A 17,633-nucleotide genomic window follows, 5' to 3' on the forward strand; every position below is an offset into this window, starting at 1 on the left:
ACCGGCCCCTTTCAACCTTGTTGCTTTTGTCATGCTGCGCTCTGATTTTCATTTTGACTTGCCCGAAGAGCTCATTGCTCGTCACCCCATGCCTGAGCGCAGTGCCAGCCGCCTGCTGATGTTAGACGGTCCCAGTGGCGGTATTGAACATCGCCATTTCACTGATTTGCTGGACAAATTAGCAGCAGGGGACCTGCTGGTGTTCAATAACACCCGGGTGATCCCAGCGCGGCTTTACGGGCAAAAAGCCTCTGGTGGCAAAATTGAAATGCTGGTGGAACGGCTGTTAGACGATAAGCGGGTCCTGGCGCATATTCGTTCGTCTAAATCGCCCAAAGAAGGCACGCAGTTAGTGTTTGACGAGGGGGTGATGGCCACCATGGTCGCCCGCCACGATGCCCTCTTTGAGCTGGCCTTTGATGGCGAAGATACGGTGCTCGGCATTCTTGAGCGTATCGGCCACATGCCGCTGCCGCCTTATATTGACCGGCCCGATGACGAAGCCGACCGTGAGCGCTACCAAACTGTTTATAACGAAAAACCCGGTGCTGTGGCAGCGCCCACCGCCGGTTTGCATTTTGATGAGCCGCTGTTAGAAAAAATTCGCGCCAAAGGCGTTGAAACCGCATTTGTTACCTTGCACGTAGGGGCTGGCACCTTTCAGCCGGTGCGGGCTGACGATATCAGCGACCATAAAATGCACAGCGAATACGCCGAAGTGCCGCAGCAGGTGGTCGATGCCATTGCTGCCTGTAAAGCCCGAGGTGGCCGAGTGATTGCCGTGGGCACCACCTCGGTGCGTAGCCTTGAATCGGCAGCGCAGGCGTCGCTTAAAGCCGGAACTGAACTCACTCCTTTCGCCAGCGATACCGATATTTTCATCTTCCCCGGTTATCGTTTTTTGGTGGTCGATGGCTTGATCACCAACTTCCACCTGCCGGAAAGCACCTTAATCATGCTGGTCAGTGCCTTTGCCGGTTATCAGCAAACCTTGGCGGCTTATCGAGAAGCGGTGAACCAGCGTTACCGATTCTTCTCTTATGGCGATGCCATGTTTATTACCAAAAACCCTGAAGCCAAGGGCCCAGGGGCATAAAAGGGGCTGGACTGTTTTTCCAGATACCCAGGAGCAACGATGAAATATGAATTGATGGCCACCGACGGCCAGGCACGTCGCGGCCAATTGGTTTTTGAACGTGGCACGGTGCAAACCCCCGCTTTTATGCCGGTCGGTACCTATGGCACCGTTAAAGGCATGACCCCTGAAGAAGTGGCCGCAACTGGCGCCCAAATCTTGCTGGGTAATACCTTTCACCTTTGGCTGCGCCCCGGCCAGGATGTCATGCGCAAACACGGCGACCTGCATGATTTTATGAACTGGCAAGGCCCTATTCTCACCGATTCCGGTGGCTTTCAGGTGTTCTCTTTGGGGGATATTCGCAAGATCACCGAACAGGGCGTGCATTTTCGTAACCCCATCAACGGCGACAAAATTTTCCTGGACCCGGAAAAGTCCATGGAAATTCAAACCGATTTGGGTTCCGACGTGGTGATGATCTTTGACGAGTGCACCCCTTATCCGGCCACCCATGATGAAGCCAAAAAATCCATGGAAATGAGCCTGCGCTGGGCTAAGCGTTCTCGCGACCATTTCGACAAGCTTGAAAACCCCAATGCCCTGTTCGGCATTATCCAGGGGTCGGTGTATGAAGACTTGCGTGATGTGTCCATTAAGGGCCTCACCGACATCGGTTTTGATGGCTATGCGGTTGGCGGCTTGGCAGTGGGTGAACCTAAAGCCGATATGCATCGCATTTTAAGCCACGTCAATCCGCAATTGCCGGCCGATAAACCGCGCTACCTGATGGGCGTGGGCAAGCCAGAAGATTTAGTCGAGGGGGTTCGCCGCGGCATTGATATGTTTGACTGCGTGATGCCAACCCGTAATGCCCGTAACGGCCATCTCTTTGTTACAGAAGGGGTTATTAAGATCCGCAATGCCAAGCATCGCGATGATACTGGCCCGCTTGATGCCGAATGTGACTGTTACACCTGTAAAAACTACTCAAAGGCCTATTTACACCATTTAGATCGCTGTAACGAGATCCTCGGTGCTCGCTTAAACACCATTCATAACCTGCGCTATTACCAGCGGGTAATGGAAGGTTTGCGGGGGGCCATAGAGCAAGGTAGATTAGACGCCTTTGTAAAAGACTTTTATGAGCGCAAGGGTATGGAAGTACCCGCACTTTAATAACCTTTAGGAGACTTTATGTTCATTAATTCTGCATTCGCCAGCACTGGCGCAGCCGGTTCCCAAGGTGGCGGCCTGCAGCTCATTATCATGTTGGTGCTGTTTGGTGCCATTTTCTACTTCATGATTTACCGCCCCCAGGCCAAGCGCGTCAAGGAACACAAAAGCCTGATGGGCAACCTGAAAAAAGGTGATGAAGTGCTGACCAACGGCGGCCTGATTGGTCGTATCGCTAAAGTTGAAGAAGACAAAGACTTCCTGGTCATTGCTCTGAACGACACCACTGAAGTGACTGTACAAAAAGCTGCCATTTCTGCAGTTCTGCCTAAGGGCACCATGAAGTCACTCTAAAAATAAAGAGAAGGAAGGCTGGTGTGTTGAATAAATACCCGCTGTGGAAGTACCTGATGCTGATCGTCGCGGTCGTCATCGGGTTCCTGTATGCAACGCCAAACCTCTATCCTGAGGACCCGGCGATACAGGTTTCCGGGGTTCGTAGCGCTGTTGTTGATAACAGCACCCTGGACAAGGTAAGGGCGGCGTTAAGCCAAGATAAAGTGCAGGCCAAATCGGTTTCTGTTGAAAACGGCCTGTTGTTGGCCCGTTTTAGCAATACCGATAGCCAACTTAAAGCCCAAGAAGCGATTACCAAGGCCCTAGGGGACAATTACAGCGTCGCGCTGAACCTGGCACCCTCCACACCGGCCTGGCTTCGCGATATTGACGCCAACCCCATGAAGTTGGGTTTGGATTTGCGCGGTGGTGTGCATTTCTTAATGCAGGTCGACATGCCTGAGGCCATTAATAAGGCCGATGACAGTCTCGAATCTGACCTGCGTACCGGTCTTCGTGAAGAAAAAGTGCGCTACACCGGCATTCGCCGTGTGAGCCCCGGCAAAATGAAGGTCACCTTGCGTGACAGCGAAAATGCCGACAACGCCGAAGCGTACTTGAAAAAGAACGATGGCAGCGATTATCAAATTGAGCGTGACGGCAACAGCATCACCCTCACTCGCACCCCTGCCAAAGTTAAAGAAATTCAAAACTACGCCCTGACTCAGAACATCACGGTTATCCGTAACCGGGTAAACAGCCTGGGTGTGGCCGAAGCCTTGGTACAGCGCCAGGGCACCGACCGTATTTTGGTTGAGCTGCCAGGGGTACAAGATGCGGCGCAAGCCAAGCGTGCCTTGGGCGGTACCGCGACCTTGGAATTCCACATGGTGGATACCGAGCATGATGTGGCCGAAGCCGTTGCTGGCCATGTACCGCCGGGTTCTGTGCTTTACAAAGACCGCAGTGGTCGCCCGGTATTGGTGAAAAAACGCATCATGCTGACCGGTGAGCACATCCAAGATGCGCAATCTGGCTTTGACGAATATCAGCGTCCGCAGATCAACATCAAGCTCGACTCTGAAGGCGGCGACTTAATGAGCCGCGCCACCAAAGACAACATCGGTAAGCCGATGGCAACCGTCATGGTGGAATATCGTCCGACCGATAAAAAAGGCCCTGATGGCAAACCGACCTTGAAAAAGGACGTTGAAGTTATTCAGGTGGCTACCATTCAGGCGCGTTTGGGCCGCAGCTTCCGGGTAACCGGCATTGGCAGCACCCAAGAGGCGCACTGGCTGGCCGAGCAAATCAGCTCTGGTGCCTTGATGGCTCCTATCCAAATCGTTGAAGAACGTACCGTTGGCCCGTCTTTGGGCGCGCAAAACATTAAAGACGGTATGAACTCGCTGATTTACGGCTCTGTTGCCATTCTCATTTTCATGGCCATTTACTACCGCGCCTTTGGCTTGGTTGCCAACCTGGCGTTGGTAATGAACGTGATTTTGATTGTTGGCATCATGTCGCTTATTCCTGGCGCCACCCTAACCTTGCCGGGCATTGCCGGTATTGTGTTGACGGTGGGGATGTCGGTGGATGCCAACGTGCTTATCTTCGAACGTATCCGTGAAGAACTGCGGGACGGGGTAGGGGTGCAAAAAGCCATTCACAACGGCTATGCCAATGCCTTCTCTACCATTGCCGATGCCAACATCACCACCATGATCACCGCCTTTATCCTGTTTGGTATTGGCTCCGGTCCGGTGAAAGGTTTCGCGGTAACTTTGGGCATTGGTATTTTGACATCCATGTTCACCGCTATCGTCGGTACTCGTGCTGTCATTAACCTCGTCTACGGCGGTCGCCGTGTCGAGAAGCTGTCCATTTAAGGAGACGTCATGCAGTTTTTTAATTTCAAAAGCGACGTCAACTTTATGAAGCTGCGCCTGCCAGCCGCGATTTTGTCGCTGATCCTGGTGGGCTCTTCTATCGGTATTCTGGTGTTCAAGGGCCTTAACTGGGGCCTGGATTTCACTGGCGGTACCTTGATTGAAGTGAACTTCGCGCAACCTGCCAACCTAGATAAGGTTCGTAAAGAACTGGCCGAAGGTGGTTATAAAGAGTCTTCGGTGCAGTTCTTTGGTACCAGCCGTGACGTACTGATTCGTATGCCGCCGCCGAAAGAAGAAGCCAACGGCACTGCCGATGCCAAGTCGTCCAATTTGGGCGACAAAGTGGTAGCCACCATCAAGGCCAAAGGCGGCGAAGACGTTACCTTAAAACGTATTGAGTTTGTTGGCCCCGCGGTCGGTAACGAATTGGTACAACAAGGTGGTCTGGCGGTGTTTGTGGCACTGCTGTGTATCTTGCTGTATGTGTCTATTCGTTTTGAATGGAAACTGGCTTTGGGCTCGGTAGTGGCATTGTTCCACGACGTGACCATTACTCTTGGTTTCTTCTCACTGCTTAATATCCAGTTCGACTTAACGGTACTGGCGGCGGTGCTGACGGTGATTGGTTACTCCCTTAACGATACCATTGTGGTGTTTGACCGTATTCGGGAAAACTTCCGCAAAATTCGTAAAGGGACACCCATTGAGATCACCAACAACGCCCTGACCTTTACCTTAAGCCGTACCATCATGACTTCTGCCACCACCTTGTTTGTGGTTATTGCCATCTTCGCGGTGGGCGGTCCTGTGATTCATGCGTTTGCGGCAGCCTTGTTGATGGGTATTACTGTTGGTACTTACTCCTCTATTTACATCGCCTCCTCTGTGGCGCTGAAAATGGGCCTGAGCAAGCAAGACTTGATGCCAACTGTGGTGGAAAAGGAAGGGGCCGACCTCGACCCTATGCCTTAACATTCTGCAATATAAAAAAGGGAGCCTCAGGGCTCCCTTTTTGTTAGCTTATTTCTTCCTCATTTTTCAAGGACAGGTTATGAGCGCCTTGCGTTTAATGCTTCCCGTTGCCGTCTTACTTGTTGCTGGCTGCGCAGGCAGTCAGCACGCGAAAACGGCCAAGGTTGATAATGGTAAAAACGACCATCTTATCTGCGATTATGAAAAGCCCCTTGGTAGCATGATCACCAAAAAAGTCTGCCGCACCCGTGAACAAATAAAAGCCGCAGAGCGGGATGGCCAAGATGACATTCACCGCCTGCAAAACACGGCCCAAGACAACAACGGCAACTGATGATGTAGGTAATAAAAAAAAGCGGGCTGTGCCCGCTTTTTTTATTGGCGATTTTTCTTTGCTGCTAAGGCCAGTTGCTGCTGATGGGTTTGGGCATAGAAGCCCTGACGATAAGCAATGCTGGGCCAAAGCGCGTAAGCCAGTGCGTCTTGGTTTAGCTGTGGCTGTGTGGGTATTGGTGTCAGCTTTCCTTGGCTGTAGCGGTAATTCTCCGGGGCTTTATCAATACGCAGCACAGTGAGGATGTCATCTTTGAGGTAGCCGAAACTGTTGCCATATTGCATCAAGGCACGGTTTGGCGACTGTTGCGTCAGATCCTGGCCCAGCATCGGTGTGTAGCTACTTATTCCCGCCAGTGATAACAAGGTAGGTGCCATATCGATTTGACTAACTAACCGCGTATCTTGGCGAGGCTTTACACCTTGGCCGAGGATAAGAGCCGGGATATGAAAATGCTTCACCGGTACCGCATTGGCGCCATAAACCCGGGAATCGTGGTCAGCAATCACCAAAAAGAGGGTATTTTGCCAATAGGCTGCGGTTTTGGCCTTGGCAAAAAACTGCCCTAGGGCCCAATCGGCGTAGCGGGCACCGTTGGCGCGCGTTGCCGGGTCACCCACGGGCTGGAAGTGGCCCTGCGGGTATTCATAAGGGCTGTGATTGGAAACCGAAAAGGCCACGGTCAGGGTAGGCTGGGTGTCGTTAGCCAACAAGCCATTAAGTTCAGCGAACATGTCTTCATCGCTGGCGCCCCAGGAGCCGATAAAACGGGGGTTAGTAAAGGTTGGCAAGTCGTGGATCTCGTCAAAGCCATTGCCCAGAAAGAAGTTTTTCATGTTGTCAAAATGCGACTCGCCGCCATAGACAAAACGGCTGCGATAACCAAATTGCTTAAGCTGGTTAGCCAGCGTAAAAAAGCCGCTTTGCGCCTTGGGTAACTTTAATACTGCCCGGGCAGGGGTAGGGAAAAAGCCGGTGGTTATGGCTTCTAGGCCGCGTACCGAACGCGTTCCAGTGGCATAAGCGTTTTTAAACCACCAGCCTTGTTTGCCGAGGTTATCGAGGTTTGGGGTCAGGTTGTCGCCGCCCAGGCTACCGACAAATTGCGCCCCTAGTGACTCTTCAACAATGATCACGATATTTGGGCGCTGGCCGAGGGACGTTGTCGCCTTTTGGTAATGCAGGCTTGGCTGTTTGGGAAACTGCGGTTTGGCTGGCAGCCCAGATAAGGTACGAACACGGCTAATCACATCATCGACTGGCATTTTGCCGTAGGCGTCACCGGCAAAGCTTTCATTTTTAAGCTGATAAGCGGCGTAAGCCGTGTTGTAAAAAGAGTTCAGAGCCAAGGTGTTAACCAGACGGTCGTCGCTAAAGGCAACCAGTGACGGGTTCAGTGGCCGATGCTCTAAAGTGCCTCTGGCAGCGATAAAGCACAGCAAGAACATCGCCACCGAACCTCCAAAACGGGCCGCCCAAGGCAGTGCCTTTTTGTCGGTAGTCACAGGGAAGAGTTTTTTGGCCAGCCAAACAGCAACCACCATTACCAGCAGGAATAGCGCCAGCACCCCTTTGTAGCCTTCCCATAACATGGCAAAAACTTCGTGGGGGCTGGTGAGATATTCAAAAAAGAGCCGGTTTGGCCGAGTGTCGTACTCCAGAATGAACTGCGGTGTCGCCACTTCCATAAATACCAGCAGCACGAAACAAAGCCGGTACCACCAGGCTGTCAGGCGGGTGGGCAGTTGGCGGTGGCCGAGCCAGCAAGCAAGCACCAACGGCACCACCGTGAGTATGGCCAACACGCTTAAGTCTATTCGCCAGCCGCCAACAACGAGCGGCCATAAGCCACCGCTGGCTTCAACCCTGGACCACTGCCAAAAGGCCAGGCCCAAGCGGCTGAGGGTAAGAACAATTAAACTGGCAGCAATAAAGCGAAGGGTTAAAGCGCGCATTAAAAGACTCTTGGCAGGCAGATATCACTATTATCGGCAGAAAAGCTTAAAAATTTGTTTATTTTTGAGCGCATAAAAAAAGCGCCATTCGGCGCTTTTTCTCAAGGTTTCGGTTTAGCGTGAAATCGCGTCGGTGAGGTGAGGCTTAATCACGCTTAACAGGGCCGGCAACATGCGGGCCGGTGCCGCCACAATGTTACCGCTCTTCATGTAATCGTGGCCGCCAGTAAAGTCGGTAACGATGGCGCCAGCTTCACGGGCCAGCAGTTCGCCAGCGGCGATATCCCAAGGTTTTAAACCCAGCTCAAAAAAGCCATCAATACGGCCGGCAGCCAGGTAGCTTAAATCCAGGGCGGCAGAACCGCTGCGGCGCACGTCGGCGGCTTTTTCAAAAACAGCAGTGAAAATGCCCATGTAGCTGCTGTAATGCTGCGGTTGTTTAAAAGGCAGGCCGGTTGCCAAAATAGTGCCACTGAGTTCTTTTACTGGGGTAACGCGCAAGCGCTTGCCGTTAAGCTGGGCGCCCATACCGCGGCTGGCGGTAAAGAGTTCGCCACGAATAGGGTCAAAAACCACGGCTTGTTCGGTTTTGCCTTTTACGCGCAGCGCGATGGAGACACAAAAATGCGGGATGCCGCGCAGGAAGTTGGTGGTGCCATCTAAGGGGTCAATAACCCATTGGTAGTCACTGTTACCTTGAGCGCCGCCTTCTTCACCCACGAAGGCGTGGTCGGGGTAGGAGCGACGAATGGTGTCAATGATGAGGCGCTCAGCCTCTTTGTCTACATTGGTTACCCAATCATTGGTGCCTTTGGACTGGGCTTCAACCTTTTCAGGTTGTTCGAAAGACTTAGCGACAAAGTTGCCGGCAGCACGCGCAGCGCGCACCGCTATATTAAGCATCGGATGCATTAGCGTCTCACCAAATTAAAAAAGAACGGCCAAATCGGCGGGCGCGAATTCTAGCAAGAGTCCTTGCAAAAGAAAAGCGACCCAGCTCAAATTTGCTTGTGGTAAACTGCCTTCCTTTTCCGACTGCTGCACTCAGGTAATGCTAGATAAAGTTCGTATCGTACTGGTGGGTACCACGCATTCAGGCAACATTGGTTCTGTGGCAAGAGCCATGAAAACGATGGGGCTTTCCCGTCTTTATCTTGTTGATCCGCAATGTGAAGTTGACGGCCAGGCGTCGGCCCTTGCCGCCGGTGCCAGTGACGTATTACGGGATGTCAGCATTGTGCAAACCCTCGGTGAGGCCATTGCAGATTGTAACTTGGTGGCCGGTACCAGCGCCCGTTCACGTACCCTGCCTTGGCCAATGCTCAGCCCCCGCGAATTGGGCGAAAAAGCGCAGCTTGAAAGCCAAGCTGGCGAGGTGGCTTTGGTGTTTGGCCGTGAACGCAGCGGCCTGACCAACGAAGAGCTGCAGCAGTGCCATTTTCATGTCTGCATTGATGCCAATCCCGAGTACAGCTCGCTTAACTTGGCCCAGGCGGTGCAAATCCTTTGTTATGAAGTGCGAATGGCCTTTTTGGCAGCAACGCCTGCGGCTGACGAACCCTTGCCTGCCCATCCGCCTGCCGAAGCCATGGAAGGGTTTTATCGCCACCTTGAGCAGGCGCTCGATCACAGCGGTTTTTTAATTAAAGCCCACCAAGGCAAAGTGATGGAAAAGCTGCGCTGCTTATTTAACCGCAGCCGGCCAGACGAACATGAATTAAATACACTGCGGGGCATTTTGTCGTCGATTCTGCGACTCAAGCGAGACTGACATGGGCATTTTGCAGCGCATTAAAGAAGACATTAATAGCGTTTTTGACCGCGACCCTGCAGCCCGTAACGCCTTTGAAGTCTTTACCAGTTACCCCGGGTTACATGCGGTGTGGTGGCATCGCTTGGCCCATTGGCTTTGGCAAAAAGAGGCCAAATGGCTGGCCAGAGCCTGTTCTAATCTCAGCCGGTTTCTCACCGGTATTGAAATTCATCCCGGCGCCAAAATTGGCCGCCGCTTCTTTATTGACCATGGCATGGGCGTGGTGATTGGTGAAACCGCCGAAATTGGTGACGATTGCACCCTTTATCATGGCGTGACCTTGGGCGGCACTTCCTGGAAAGCCGGTAAACGCCACCCAACGTTGGGCAATGGTGTGGTCATTGGTGCTGGCGCCAAGGTACTGGGGCCATTGCTTATTGGTAATAATGCCCGCATCGGTTCCAATGCGGTGGTGGTTAAAGATGTGCCAGACGGGGCGACCGCCGTGGGCATTCCCGGGCGCATTGTGGCGCAGCAGGATTTTCAAACCTCTGAGCAACGGCAGTTAATGGCGCAAAAATATGGCTTTGACGCTTATGCCGTTTCCCAAGACAACCCCGATCCTGTTGCCAAAGCCATTGGTGCGCTGCTCGACCATTTACATGTGGTGGACGGTAAGGTGAACTCGCTGTGCCACGCCATTAATGACCTGGGTGGCGACGTTTGTGAGAAAAAATTACCCGATATCGATTTACAAGAATTTGCCAGCGATGAGCAAGAAGCCGCTGAAAAACGGCAGCGTGATTTAGACCGCTTTGACCCCAGCATTTAACGATAAAGGTAATCGCTGGTGGTAATAGTTGACCAATTTACTCAGGTTTGGGAAAATAAGGTCAACATTCACAAAGGCCGGTAGTACTGATGAGACTGACATCCAAAGGACGTTATGCCGTCACCGCCATGTTGGACTTGGCTCTTCATCTTGATGAAGGCCCGGTGTCCTTGGCGGATATATCCGAGCGGCAGGGGATCTCCTTGTCCTATCTGGAGCAGCTCTTTTCCCGGCTCAGGCGTCAAGAGCTTGTTTCTAGCGTGCGTGGCCCTGGCGGTGGTTATCGCTTGGGTAAGGACGCTGGCGACATTAGCGTTGGCGAAGTGATTTTAGCGGTCGATGAGTCGGTCGATGCAACCAAGTGCCAAGGCAAAGCCGATTGTCAGGCCGGCACCCAATGTTTGACACATTCATTGTGGTCGAACTTGAGTGAGCAAATCAGCCTGTTTTTAGACGGTATCTCGTTGGCCGATTTGGTTGCCAAAAAAGAAATTCGTGGTCTGGCTAGCCGTCAGGAAAGCCATCACCAAAAAGACAGCATAACCGTGCAGTGCCAAATGTGAGCGTGGCGAGGCAGTAACGGAGAACGCAATGAAGCTTCCAATTTATCTGGATTACGCGGCAACTACCCCGGTAGACCCCCGCGTTGCTGAAAAAATGATGCAATACCTGACAATGGACGGCTACTTCGGTAACCCGGCCTCCAGGTCTCACCGCTTTGGCTGGCAAGCCGAAGAGGCGGTTGAAGAAGCGCGCAGCAATATTGCCGAGCTGATTGGTGCCGACCCGCGCGAAATCGTCTTTACGTCAGGTGCTACCGAGTCAGACAACCTAGCCATTAAAGGCGCTGCCCATTTCTATCAGAAAAAGGGCAAGCACATTATTACCTCAAAAATTGAGCACAAAGCCGTGCTTGATACCTGTCGCCAATTAGAGCGTGAAGGTTTTGAAGTAACCTATCTGGCCCCTAACGAAGACGGCCTGCACCCGGTTGCACAGATTGAAGGCGCCATGCGTGACGACACCGTGCTGGTGTCCATCATGCACGTCAATAACGAACTGGGTGTTATTCAAGATGTGGCCGCCATTGGCGAGCTGTGCCGCAGTAAAGGCGTGATTTTCCACGTTGATGCCGCCCAGAGCGCCGGTAAGATCCCGGTCGATCTTAACGAGCTTAAAATCGACCTGATGTCGCTCTCCGGCCACAAAATGTATGGTCCTAAAGGCATCGGTGCTCTTTATGTGCGCCGTAAACCGCGCATTCGTATCGAAGCGCAAATGCATGGCGGTGGCCATGAGCGCGGCATGCGCTCCGGCACCCTGGCTACGCACCAAATCGTTGGCATGGGCGAAGCTGCCCGTATCGCCAAAGAAGAGTTGGCCGCCGAAGGCGAGCGTATCAGCGCGCTTCGTAACAAACTTTGGGATGGCGTTAAGGACCTTGAAGAAGTGCATCTTAACGGCACCCTGGCCAGCCATGTGCCTGGCATCATCAACATCAGCTTTAACTTTGTTGAAGGCGAGTCCTTGATGATGGCCCTGAAAGACCTGGCTGTGTCTTCCGGTTCTGCCTGTACTTCTGCGAGCCTTGAACCGTCTTATGTGTTGCGCGCCATTGGCCGCAATGACGAATTGGCCCACAGCTCCATTCGCTTCTCTATCGGCCGTTTTACTACCGAAGAAGATGTGGATTACACCATTGCCTGTGTCAAAGAAGCCATAGGCCGCCTGCGCGAATTGTCGCCGCTGTGGGAAATGTATAAAGACGGTGTCGACCTTGAATCGGTCGCCTGGGTCGCTCACTAATATTGAAGGAGCCTTATCATGGCATACAGTGAAAAGGTCATTGACCACTACGAAAACCCCCGCAACGTGGGTTCGTTTGATAAAAACGACCCCAGCATCGCTACCGGTATGGTTGGTGCGCCGGCTTGTGGTGACGTTATGCGCCTGCAACTGAAGATCAATGATGACGGCATCATCGAAGACGCCAAATTCAAAACCTACGGTTGCGGCAGTGCCATTGCATCTAGCTCACTGGTTACCGAGTGGGTCAAAGGCAAATCCATTGCCGAAGCCGAAGCGCTGCAAAACACCGCTATCGCTGAAGAGTTGGCGTTGCCGCCGGTGAAAATTCACTGCTCTATTTTGGCAGAAGACGCCATCAAGGCAGCCATTGCTGACTACAAGAGCAAGAAGGGGCAGGCATAAATGGCCATTACCTTGACCGAGACTGCAGCCAACAGGGTTTCGACCTTCCTGGCCAATCGCGGCAAGGGGGTGGGCGTACGCTTAGGCGTGCGTACCACCGGCTGCAGCGGCTTGGCCTATGTGCTGGAATTTGTTGACGGTACCAACCCTGACGACGAGGTCTTTGAAGACCGTGGCGTGAAAGTCATCATCGACCATAAAAGCTTGGTCTACCTTGATGGCACCGAGTTGGATTTCGTCAAAGAGGGCCTTAACGAAGGTTTTCAATTCAACAATCCCAACACCAAAGGGGAGTGTGGCTGTGGCGAGTCCTTCACCGTCTAACCACTTTGCATTCTTTGACCTGCCCGAAAGCTTTGAGCTGGATAAAGACGAGCTGGCCAGCCGCTATCGTCGGTTGGCCGCCGCCCTGCATCCGGACCGTTTTGCCTCCGGCTCAGAGCGCGACCGGGCCCAAGCCCTAGCAAAAACGGCGATGCTGAATGATGCTTTCGATACTTTGCGTCATGCCACCCGCCGTGCTGAATACTTGCTAAGCCTTAACGGTGTTGAACTGGCTGACGAAAGCCGGACCTTAAAAGACACCGCCTTTTTAATGCAGCAGATGGAATGGCGAGAAGCGTTAATGGATATCGAAGATGCCGACGGTATCGATGCCATGCGCAAGACCATTCTTGATGCCAGGGCTGCGCTGCACCAGGAATTTACCTCCCTCTACGGCCAGCAAGATTTTGATGCGGCCGCCGATACGGTTCGCAAACTCAAGTTTGTGGACAAAATGCTTATCGAGATCGAGCGGCTAGAAGAGTCTTTGCTCGACTACTGACATAGCGAACTTTCATGGCATTACTTCAGATCGCTGAACCCGGCCAAAGCGCCGCCCCGCACGAACATCGTCTGGCGGTGGGCATTGACCTGGGTACCACCAATTCTCTTGTTGCTGCTGTGCGCAGTGGCACCGCTGTTACCATTAAGGGCGCCGATGGCCAGGCTATAGTGCCGTCAGCGGTGCATTACGGCAGTGAACGCTTAGTAGGGCAGGCGGCCAAAGCCAAAGCAGCCCAGGACCCCGAAAACACCCTTATCTCCGTCAAACGCTTTATGGGGCGTTCGCTGGCCGATATTCAAAAGCGCTACCCGAAACTGCCTTATCATTTTTCTGCCACCGAAAATGGCTTGCCCCGCATCGAAACGGCGCAAGGTCCTAAAAACCCCATTGAAGTGTCGTCGCACATTCTCGCTGCGCTAAAAGAGCGTGGTGAAGCGGCTTTAGGCGGCGATTTGATGGGCGCGGTGATCACGGTGCCGGCGTATTTCGACGATGCCCAGCGCCAAGCCACTAAAGACGCCGCTGAACTGGCGGGCCTTAAAGTGCTGCGCCTATTGAATGAACCCACCGCTGCTGCTGTGGCTTATGGCCTCGACTCTGGCCAAGAAGGCGTGATTGCCGTTTACGACCTTGGCGGCGGAACCTTTGATATTTCCATTCTGCGCCTGTCAAAAGGCGTGTTCGAAGTACTGGCTACCGGCGGCGACACCGCCCTGGGTGGCGACGACTTCGATCACTGCGTTGTTGATTGGCTGCGCGGCGAATGGCAATTGGCCGACAAGCTCAGCACTGTGGCCGAAAGGGCACTTTTAAGCGCGGCTTGTGATGCCAAAGAGGCCTTGACGGCTAATGCCAGCACCACCATTAGCCTGACCCTTGATGGTGAGTCGTTGACGGCTGAACTGAGCCGCGAACAGTTCGATGCCCTTATTGAACCGCTGGTTAAACGCACCTTGCTGGCTTGCCGCCGCGCGGTACGCGATGCCGAAGTTGAACACCAAGAGGTGCAACAAGTGGTGATGGTGGGCGGTTCTACCCGGGTGCCTCGGGTGCGTAGCGCCGTTGGCGAGTTTTTCGCAAAAGAGCCACTGACCAGCATCAACCCTGACGAAGTGGTGGCCATTGGCGCTGCCATTCAGGCCGATATATTGGTGGGTAATAAACCCGATAGCGAATTGCTGCTATTGGATGTTATTCCGCTGTCGCTGGGGCTTGAAACCATGGGCGGCTTGGTGGAAAAAATCGTACCCCGTAACACCACCATTCCGGTGGCAAGGGCGCAGGAATTTACCACCTTTAAAGATGGCCAAAGCGCCATGGCCATGCACGTGCTGCAAGGTGAGCGGGAAATGGTGAAAGACTGCCGCTCTCTTGCCCGTTTCGTGCTGACGGATATTCCGCCGATGGCGGCTGGTGCGGCCCATATTCGGGTTACCTTCCAAGTGGACGCTGATGGCTTGTTGTCGGTTACCGCGATGGAAAAATCCACCGGCCATCAAACCAGTATTCAGGTTAAGCCGTCTTATGGTTTATCTGACACCGAAGTGGCGGACATGATCCAAGACGCCATGACCAACGCCAAAGACGATATGGCGGCCAGGATGCTTGCCGAGCAGCAAGTAGAAGCGCGCCGCGTTAACGAGGCTCTGGTGTCGGCGCTGGCCGCTGACGGCGACCGCTTACTGGCCGGTGACGAACAGCAAGCGATTATTGGCGCCCTTAAGGTGCTGGCGAAAACGGCAGAGGGTAGCGATCCTGATGCCATTAAAGAGGCTATTGAAGCCGTTGACAAAGCCAGTGAGCAGTTTGCTGCGCGCCGTATGGATGACAGTATTCGTAAGGCCCTCGCTGGCCATAAAGTAGACGAGGTGTAAGATGCCCAAGATTGTATTTTTACCCCATGCAGAACTTTGCCCAGATGGCTTGGCGGTAGAGGCGGCCAAAGGCGAGAGCATTCTGGATGTGGCGTTGAAAAATGGCATCGAGATTGAGCATGCTTGCGAGAAATCTTGTGCCTGTACCACTTGCCATGTGGTTGTGCGTGAAGGTTTTGATTCGTTGGAAGAATCTGACGAATTAGAAGACGACATGCTTGATAAAGCCTGGGGCCTTGAGCCGGAATCGCGTTTGTCGTGCCAAGCCAAAGTGGCTGACGACGACTTGGTGGTGGATATACCCAAATACACCATCAACCTGGCGCGGGAAGAACACTAAAAAAAGGCACCTTTGGGTGCCTTTTTTAACGCCGTAAAGGAGAGCATCATGGGCCTGAAGTGGACCGACACACGTGAATTGGGCGAAGCCCTCTATGACCGTGACCCCGAACTTGACCCAAAAACGGTACGCTTTACCGATATGCATCAATGGATCTGTGCTTTAGAAGACTTTGACGATGACCCCCAAGCGTCTAATGAGCGCACCTTGGAAGCTATTTTCATGATCTGGTTGGACGAATTTGAAGGCTAATTGTAGGAAAATCGGTCGTTGTCATTAGTCCGACATTTTCAGGGCCCTAAAGTTGGCATATACTGTGCGGCCATTTTAGAACCCTAAACCCTAATTTTTGTTGAGGACGGAGCCCCATGGCTGTTCAACGTACCATCTCCATCATCAAGCCTGACGCTGTAGCCAAGAACGTGATCGGTGCTATCTATAACCGTTTTGAGACCGCTGGTCTGAAAATTGTTGCCGCTAAAATGCAGCACCTGTCTCGCGAGCAAGCTGAAGGTTTTTACGCCGAGCATAAAGAGCGTCCTTTCTTCAAAGCCCTGGTTGATTTCATGACTTCTGGCCCGATCATGGTTCAGGTTCTGGAAGGTGAAAACGCCGTTCTGAAAAACCGTGAAATCATGGGTGCGACCAATCCTTCCGAGGCTCTGGCGGGTACTCTGCGCGCCGACTACGCGGTAAGCATCGACGAAAACGCTGTGCACGGTTCTGATTCTGAAGAATCTGCCGCTCGCGAAATCGCCTACTTCTTTACTGAAACTGAAGTTTGCGCTCGCACTCGCTAAAATAAAGCGTTTTATACTGCAAAGGGGGGCTCTGCCCCCCTTTGTTGTTGTGGTTATAAACTGTACAATGCCCGGCCGTCGAGCCGTAGTAACTGAGGTCATGCCATGAGTGAAGGCAAAATCAACCTGTTGGATTTCACGCGCGAACAGATGCGTGCTTTTTTCGCCGAAATGGATGAAAAGCCCTTTCGTGCCGAACAGGTGATGAAGTGGATTTACCACTTCGGGGTCGATAACTTTGATGACATGACCAACATCAACAAGGTACTGCGGGAAAAACTGAAAGCCCGTTGTGTGGTTAAGGCGCCAGAAATTTCCCAGGAAGAGCGTTCCAGTGATGGCACCATCAAGTGGGCACTTACTGTGTCGGGTGGTCAGGAAGTGGAAGCGGTTTATATTCCTGAAAAAGACCGGGCTACGCTGTGTGTGTCGTCACAAGTCGGTTGCGCCCTTGAATGCACCTTTTGCTCGACTGCCCAGCAAGGCTTTAACCGTAACCTTAAGGTTAGCGAGATCATTGGCCAGGTTTGGCGTGCCGCCAAAGTACTGGGCCCGCAAGCCAATTCCAACATCAAACCCATTACCAACGTGGTGATGATGGGTATGGGCGAGCCGCTATTGAATATGGCTAACGTCGTGCCCGCCATGGAACTGATGCTTGACGATTTGGCCTATGGTTTGTCGAAACGACGGGTCACGGTTTCTACCTCCGGGGTGGTGCCGGCGCTGGATAAACTGGGCGATATGATTGATGTGGCGCTGGCGATTAGCCTGCATGCGCCCACCGACGAGCTTCGCAACGAAATTGTGCCTATCAACAAAAAATACAATATCGAAACCTTCCTGGCCTCGGTTCGTGGCTACTTGGCCAAATCCAACGCCAACAAGGGCCGGGTGACCGTAGAGTATGTGATGCTTGATCACATCAATGACTCCATGGAACAGGCGCATCAGTTAGCCAAGTGCTTGAAAGATACGCCTGCCAAAATCAACCTTATTCCCTGGAACCCCTTCCCAGGCGCACCTTACGGCCGCAGTTCCAACTCTCGCATCGACCGTTTCTCTAAGGTGTTGATGGAATACGGCTTTACCGTAATAGTACGTAAAACCCGCGGTGATGATATTGCCGCTGCCTGTGGTCAGTTGGCCGGTGATGTGGTCGACCGCACTAAACGGGTTCTGAAAAAACAGATGCAAGGTGACGGTATTTCAGTAAAAATGGTGTGAGATCTCAACAGATTACACAGGCTCGAT

General features: G+C 52.8%; 20 protein-coding genes. 18 read left to right on the forward strand and 2 right to left on the reverse strand.

The features are described 5' to 3' along the window. Positions 1–31: 31 nt before the first annotated feature. The 6 genes from queA to DW350_RS04455 all read left to right on the forward strand — a co-directional run bounded on the left by queA (position 32) and on the right by DW350_RS04455 (position 5,785). Positions 32–1,096 carry a tRNA preQ1(34) S-adenosylmethionine ribosyltransferase-isomerase QueA gene (gene queA, locus DW350_RS04430; protein WP_115717713.1) on the forward strand — a complete coding sequence of 355 codons (1,065 nt, stop codon included), beginning with the start codon at positions 32–34 and terminating at the stop codon, positions 1,094–1,096. Positions 1,097–1,135: 39 nt separating this feature from the next. Continuing rightward, positions 1,136–2,254, forward strand: a complete 1,119-nt coding sequence (gene tgt / locus DW350_RS04435) for a tRNA guanosine(34) transglycosylase Tgt (RefSeq protein ID WP_115717714.1) — start codon at positions 1,136–1,138, stop codon at positions 2,252–2,254. 18 nt (positions 2,255–2,272) lie between these two features. Continuing rightward, entirely contained in the window at positions 2,273–2,605 is a 333-nt protein-coding gene (gene yajC, locus DW350_RS04440) for a preprotein translocase subunit YajC (protein ID WP_115717715.1), read from the forward strand. A 23-nt stretch (positions 2,606–2,628) separates the two neighbouring features. Then, positions 2,629–4,476, forward strand: a complete 1,848-nt coding sequence (gene secD, locus DW350_RS04445) for a protein translocase subunit SecD (RefSeq protein WP_115717716.1) — start codon at positions 2,629–2,631, stop codon at positions 4,474–4,476. 9 nt (positions 4,477–4,485) lie between these two features. Then, entirely contained in the window at positions 4,486–5,451 is a 966-nt protein-coding gene (gene secF, locus DW350_RS04450; protein WP_115717717.1) for a protein translocase subunit SecF, read from the forward strand. A gap of 79 nt (positions 5,452–5,530) precedes the next feature. Beyond that, a complete protein-coding gene (locus tag DW350_RS04455) occupies positions 5,531–5,785 on the forward strand; it encodes a hypothetical protein (protein ID WP_115717718.1) in 255 nt (84 codons plus the stop codon). Positions 5,786–5,826: 41 nt separating this feature from the next. Here the strand turns inward: DW350_RS04455 and DW350_RS04460 are convergent, their stop codons facing one another. Further along, positions 5,827–7,740, reverse strand: a complete 1,914-nt coding sequence (locus DW350_RS04460; RefSeq protein ID WP_115717719.1) for an LTA synthase family protein — start codon at positions 7,738–7,740, stop codon at positions 5,827–5,829. 114 nt (positions 7,741–7,854) lie between these two features. Continuing rightward, positions 7,855–8,652, reverse strand: a complete 798-nt coding sequence (gene suhB / locus DW350_RS04465; RefSeq protein WP_115717720.1) for an inositol-1-monophosphatase — start codon at positions 8,650–8,652, stop codon at positions 7,855–7,857. Between the two features lie 139 nt (positions 8,653–8,791). On the opposite strand from suhB, the gene trmJ reads away from it, so the two are divergent. The 12 genes from trmJ to rlmN all read left to right on the forward strand — a co-directional run bounded on the left by trmJ (position 8,792) and on the right by rlmN (position 17,606). Beyond that, a complete protein-coding gene (gene trmJ / locus DW350_RS04470) occupies positions 8,792–9,511 on the forward strand; it encodes a tRNA (cytosine(32)/uridine(32)-2'-O)-methyltransferase TrmJ (RefSeq protein ID WP_115717721.1) in 720 nt (239 codons plus the stop codon). Position 9,512: 1 nt separating this feature from the next. Then, positions 9,513–10,325 carry a serine O-acetyltransferase gene (gene cysE, locus DW350_RS19855; protein WP_115717722.1) on the forward strand — a complete coding sequence of 271 codons (813 nt, stop codon included), beginning with the start codon at positions 9,513–9,515 and terminating at the stop codon, positions 10,323–10,325. Between the two features lie 89 nt (positions 10,326–10,414). Continuing rightward, the gene (gene iscR / locus DW350_RS04480) at positions 10,415–10,888 is read left to right on the forward strand and encodes a Fe-S cluster assembly transcriptional regulator IscR (RefSeq protein ID WP_115717723.1); all 474 of its coding nucleotides are present in this window, start codon (positions 10,415–10,417) and stop codon (positions 10,886–10,888) included. A 28-nt stretch (positions 10,889–10,916) separates the two neighbouring features. Further along, a complete protein-coding gene (locus DW350_RS04485) occupies positions 10,917–12,131 on the forward strand; it encodes an IscS subfamily cysteine desulfurase (protein ID WP_115717724.1) in 1,215 nt (404 codons plus the stop codon). Between the two features lie 18 nt (positions 12,132–12,149). Next, positions 12,150–12,536 (forward strand): Fe-S cluster assembly scaffold IscU, encoded by a 387-nt coding sequence (gene iscU, locus DW350_RS04490; RefSeq protein ID WP_115717725.1) that lies wholly within the window; start codon positions 12,150–12,152, stop codon positions 12,534–12,536. Next, positions 12,537–12,860 carry an iron-sulfur cluster assembly protein IscA gene (gene iscA, locus DW350_RS04495; protein ID WP_115717726.1) on the forward strand — a complete coding sequence of 108 codons (324 nt, stop codon included), beginning with the start codon at positions 12,537–12,539 and terminating at the stop codon, positions 12,858–12,860. Beyond that, a complete protein-coding gene (hscB, locus tag DW350_RS04500) occupies positions 12,838–13,362 on the forward strand; it encodes a Fe-S protein assembly co-chaperone HscB (protein ID WP_115717727.1) in 525 nt (174 codons plus the stop codon). The genes iscA and hscB overlap by 23 nt, the downstream gene beginning before the upstream one ends. A gap of 14 nt (positions 13,363–13,376) precedes the next feature. Further along, complete coding sequence (hscA, locus tag DW350_RS04505) at positions 13,377–15,239, forward strand: Fe-S protein assembly chaperone HscA (protein ID WP_115717728.1); 1,863 nt, start codon at positions 13,377–13,379, stop codon at positions 15,237–15,239. A gap of 1 nt (position 15,240) precedes the next feature. After that, positions 15,241–15,579, forward strand: a complete 339-nt coding sequence (gene fdx, locus DW350_RS04510; RefSeq protein WP_115717729.1) for an ISC system 2Fe-2S type ferredoxin — start codon at positions 15,241–15,243, stop codon at positions 15,577–15,579. A gap of 48 nt (positions 15,580–15,627) precedes the next feature. Then, complete coding sequence (gene iscX, locus DW350_RS04515; RefSeq protein WP_115717730.1) at positions 15,628–15,831, forward strand: Fe-S cluster assembly protein IscX; 204 nt, start codon at positions 15,628–15,630, stop codon at positions 15,829–15,831. A gap of 116 nt (positions 15,832–15,947) precedes the next feature. After that, entirely contained in the window at positions 15,948–16,379 is a 432-nt protein-coding gene (gene ndk, locus DW350_RS04520; RefSeq protein WP_115717731.1) for a nucleoside-diphosphate kinase, read from the forward strand. Positions 16,380–16,484: 105 nt separating this feature from the next. Next, positions 16,485–17,606: a dual-specificity RNA methyltransferase RlmN gene (rlmN, locus tag DW350_RS04525; protein WP_115717732.1), complete on the forward strand. Its 1,122-nt coding sequence runs from the start codon at positions 16,485–16,487 to the stop codon at positions 17,604–17,606. Positions 17,607–17,633: the final 27 nt, after the last annotated feature.

Source organism: Gallaecimonas mangrovi, from assembly GCF_003367375.1.
GTDB lineage: Bacteria > Pseudomonadota > Gammaproteobacteria > Enterobacterales > Gallaecimonadaceae > Gallaecimonas > Gallaecimonas mangrovi.

Bases quoted from the DNA above. Each gene is read 5' to 3' on its own strand.
- queA (WP_115717713.1), top strand. From the start codon at position 32: ATGCTGCGCTCTGATTTTCATTTTGACTTGCCCGAAGAGCTCATTGCT.
- tgt (WP_115717714.1), top strand. From the start codon at position 1,136: ATGAAATATGAATTGATGGCCACCGACGGCCAGGCACGTCGCGGCCAA.
- yajC (WP_115717715.1), top strand. From the start codon at position 2,273: ATGTTCATTAATTCTGCATTCGCCAGCACTGGCGCAGCCGGTTCCCAA.
- secF (WP_115717717.1), top strand. From the start codon at position 4,486: ATGCAGTTTTTTAATTTCAAAAGCGACGTCAACTTTATGAAGCTGCGC.
- DW350_RS04455 (WP_115717718.1), top strand. From the start codon at position 5,531: ATGAGCGCCTTGCGTTTAATGCTTCCCGTTGCCGTCTTACTTGTTGCT.
- DW350_RS04460 (WP_115717719.1), bottom strand. From the start codon at position 7,740: ATGCGCGCTTTAACCCTTCGCTTTATTGCTGCCAGTTTAATTGTTCTT.
- suhB (WP_115717720.1), bottom strand. From the start codon at position 8,652: ATGCATCCGATGCTTAATATAGCGGTGCGCGCTGCGCGTGCTGCCGGC.
- trmJ (WP_115717721.1), top strand. From the start codon at position 8,792: ATGCTAGATAAAGTTCGTATCGTACTGGTGGGTACCACGCATTCAGGC.
- cysE (WP_115717722.1), top strand. From the start codon at position 9,513: ATGGGCATTTTGCAGCGCATTAAAGAAGACATTAATAGCGTTTTTGAC.
- iscR (WP_115717723.1), top strand. From the start codon at position 10,415: ATGAGACTGACATCCAAAGGACGTTATGCCGTCACCGCCATGTTGGAC.
- DW350_RS04485 (WP_115717724.1), top strand. From the start codon at position 10,917: ATGAAGCTTCCAATTTATCTGGATTACGCGGCAACTACCCCGGTAGAC.
- iscU (WP_115717725.1), top strand. From the start codon at position 12,150: ATGGCATACAGTGAAAAGGTCATTGACCACTACGAAAACCCCCGCAAC.
- iscA (WP_115717726.1), top strand. From the start codon at position 12,537: ATGGCCATTACCTTGACCGAGACTGCAGCCAACAGGGTTTCGACCTTC.
- hscA (WP_115717728.1), top strand. From the start codon at position 13,377: ATGGCATTACTTCAGATCGCTGAACCCGGCCAAAGCGCCGCCCCGCAC.
- fdx (WP_115717729.1), top strand. From the start codon at position 15,241: ATGCCCAAGATTGTATTTTTACCCCATGCAGAACTTTGCCCAGATGGC.
- iscX (WP_115717730.1), top strand. From the start codon at position 15,628: ATGGGCCTGAAGTGGACCGACACACGTGAATTGGGCGAAGCCCTCTAT.
- ndk (WP_115717731.1), top strand. From the start codon at position 15,948: ATGGCTGTTCAACGTACCATCTCCATCATCAAGCCTGACGCTGTAGCC.
- rlmN (WP_115717732.1), top strand. From the start codon at position 16,485: ATGAGTGAAGGCAAAATCAACCTGTTGGATTTCACGCGCGAACAGATG.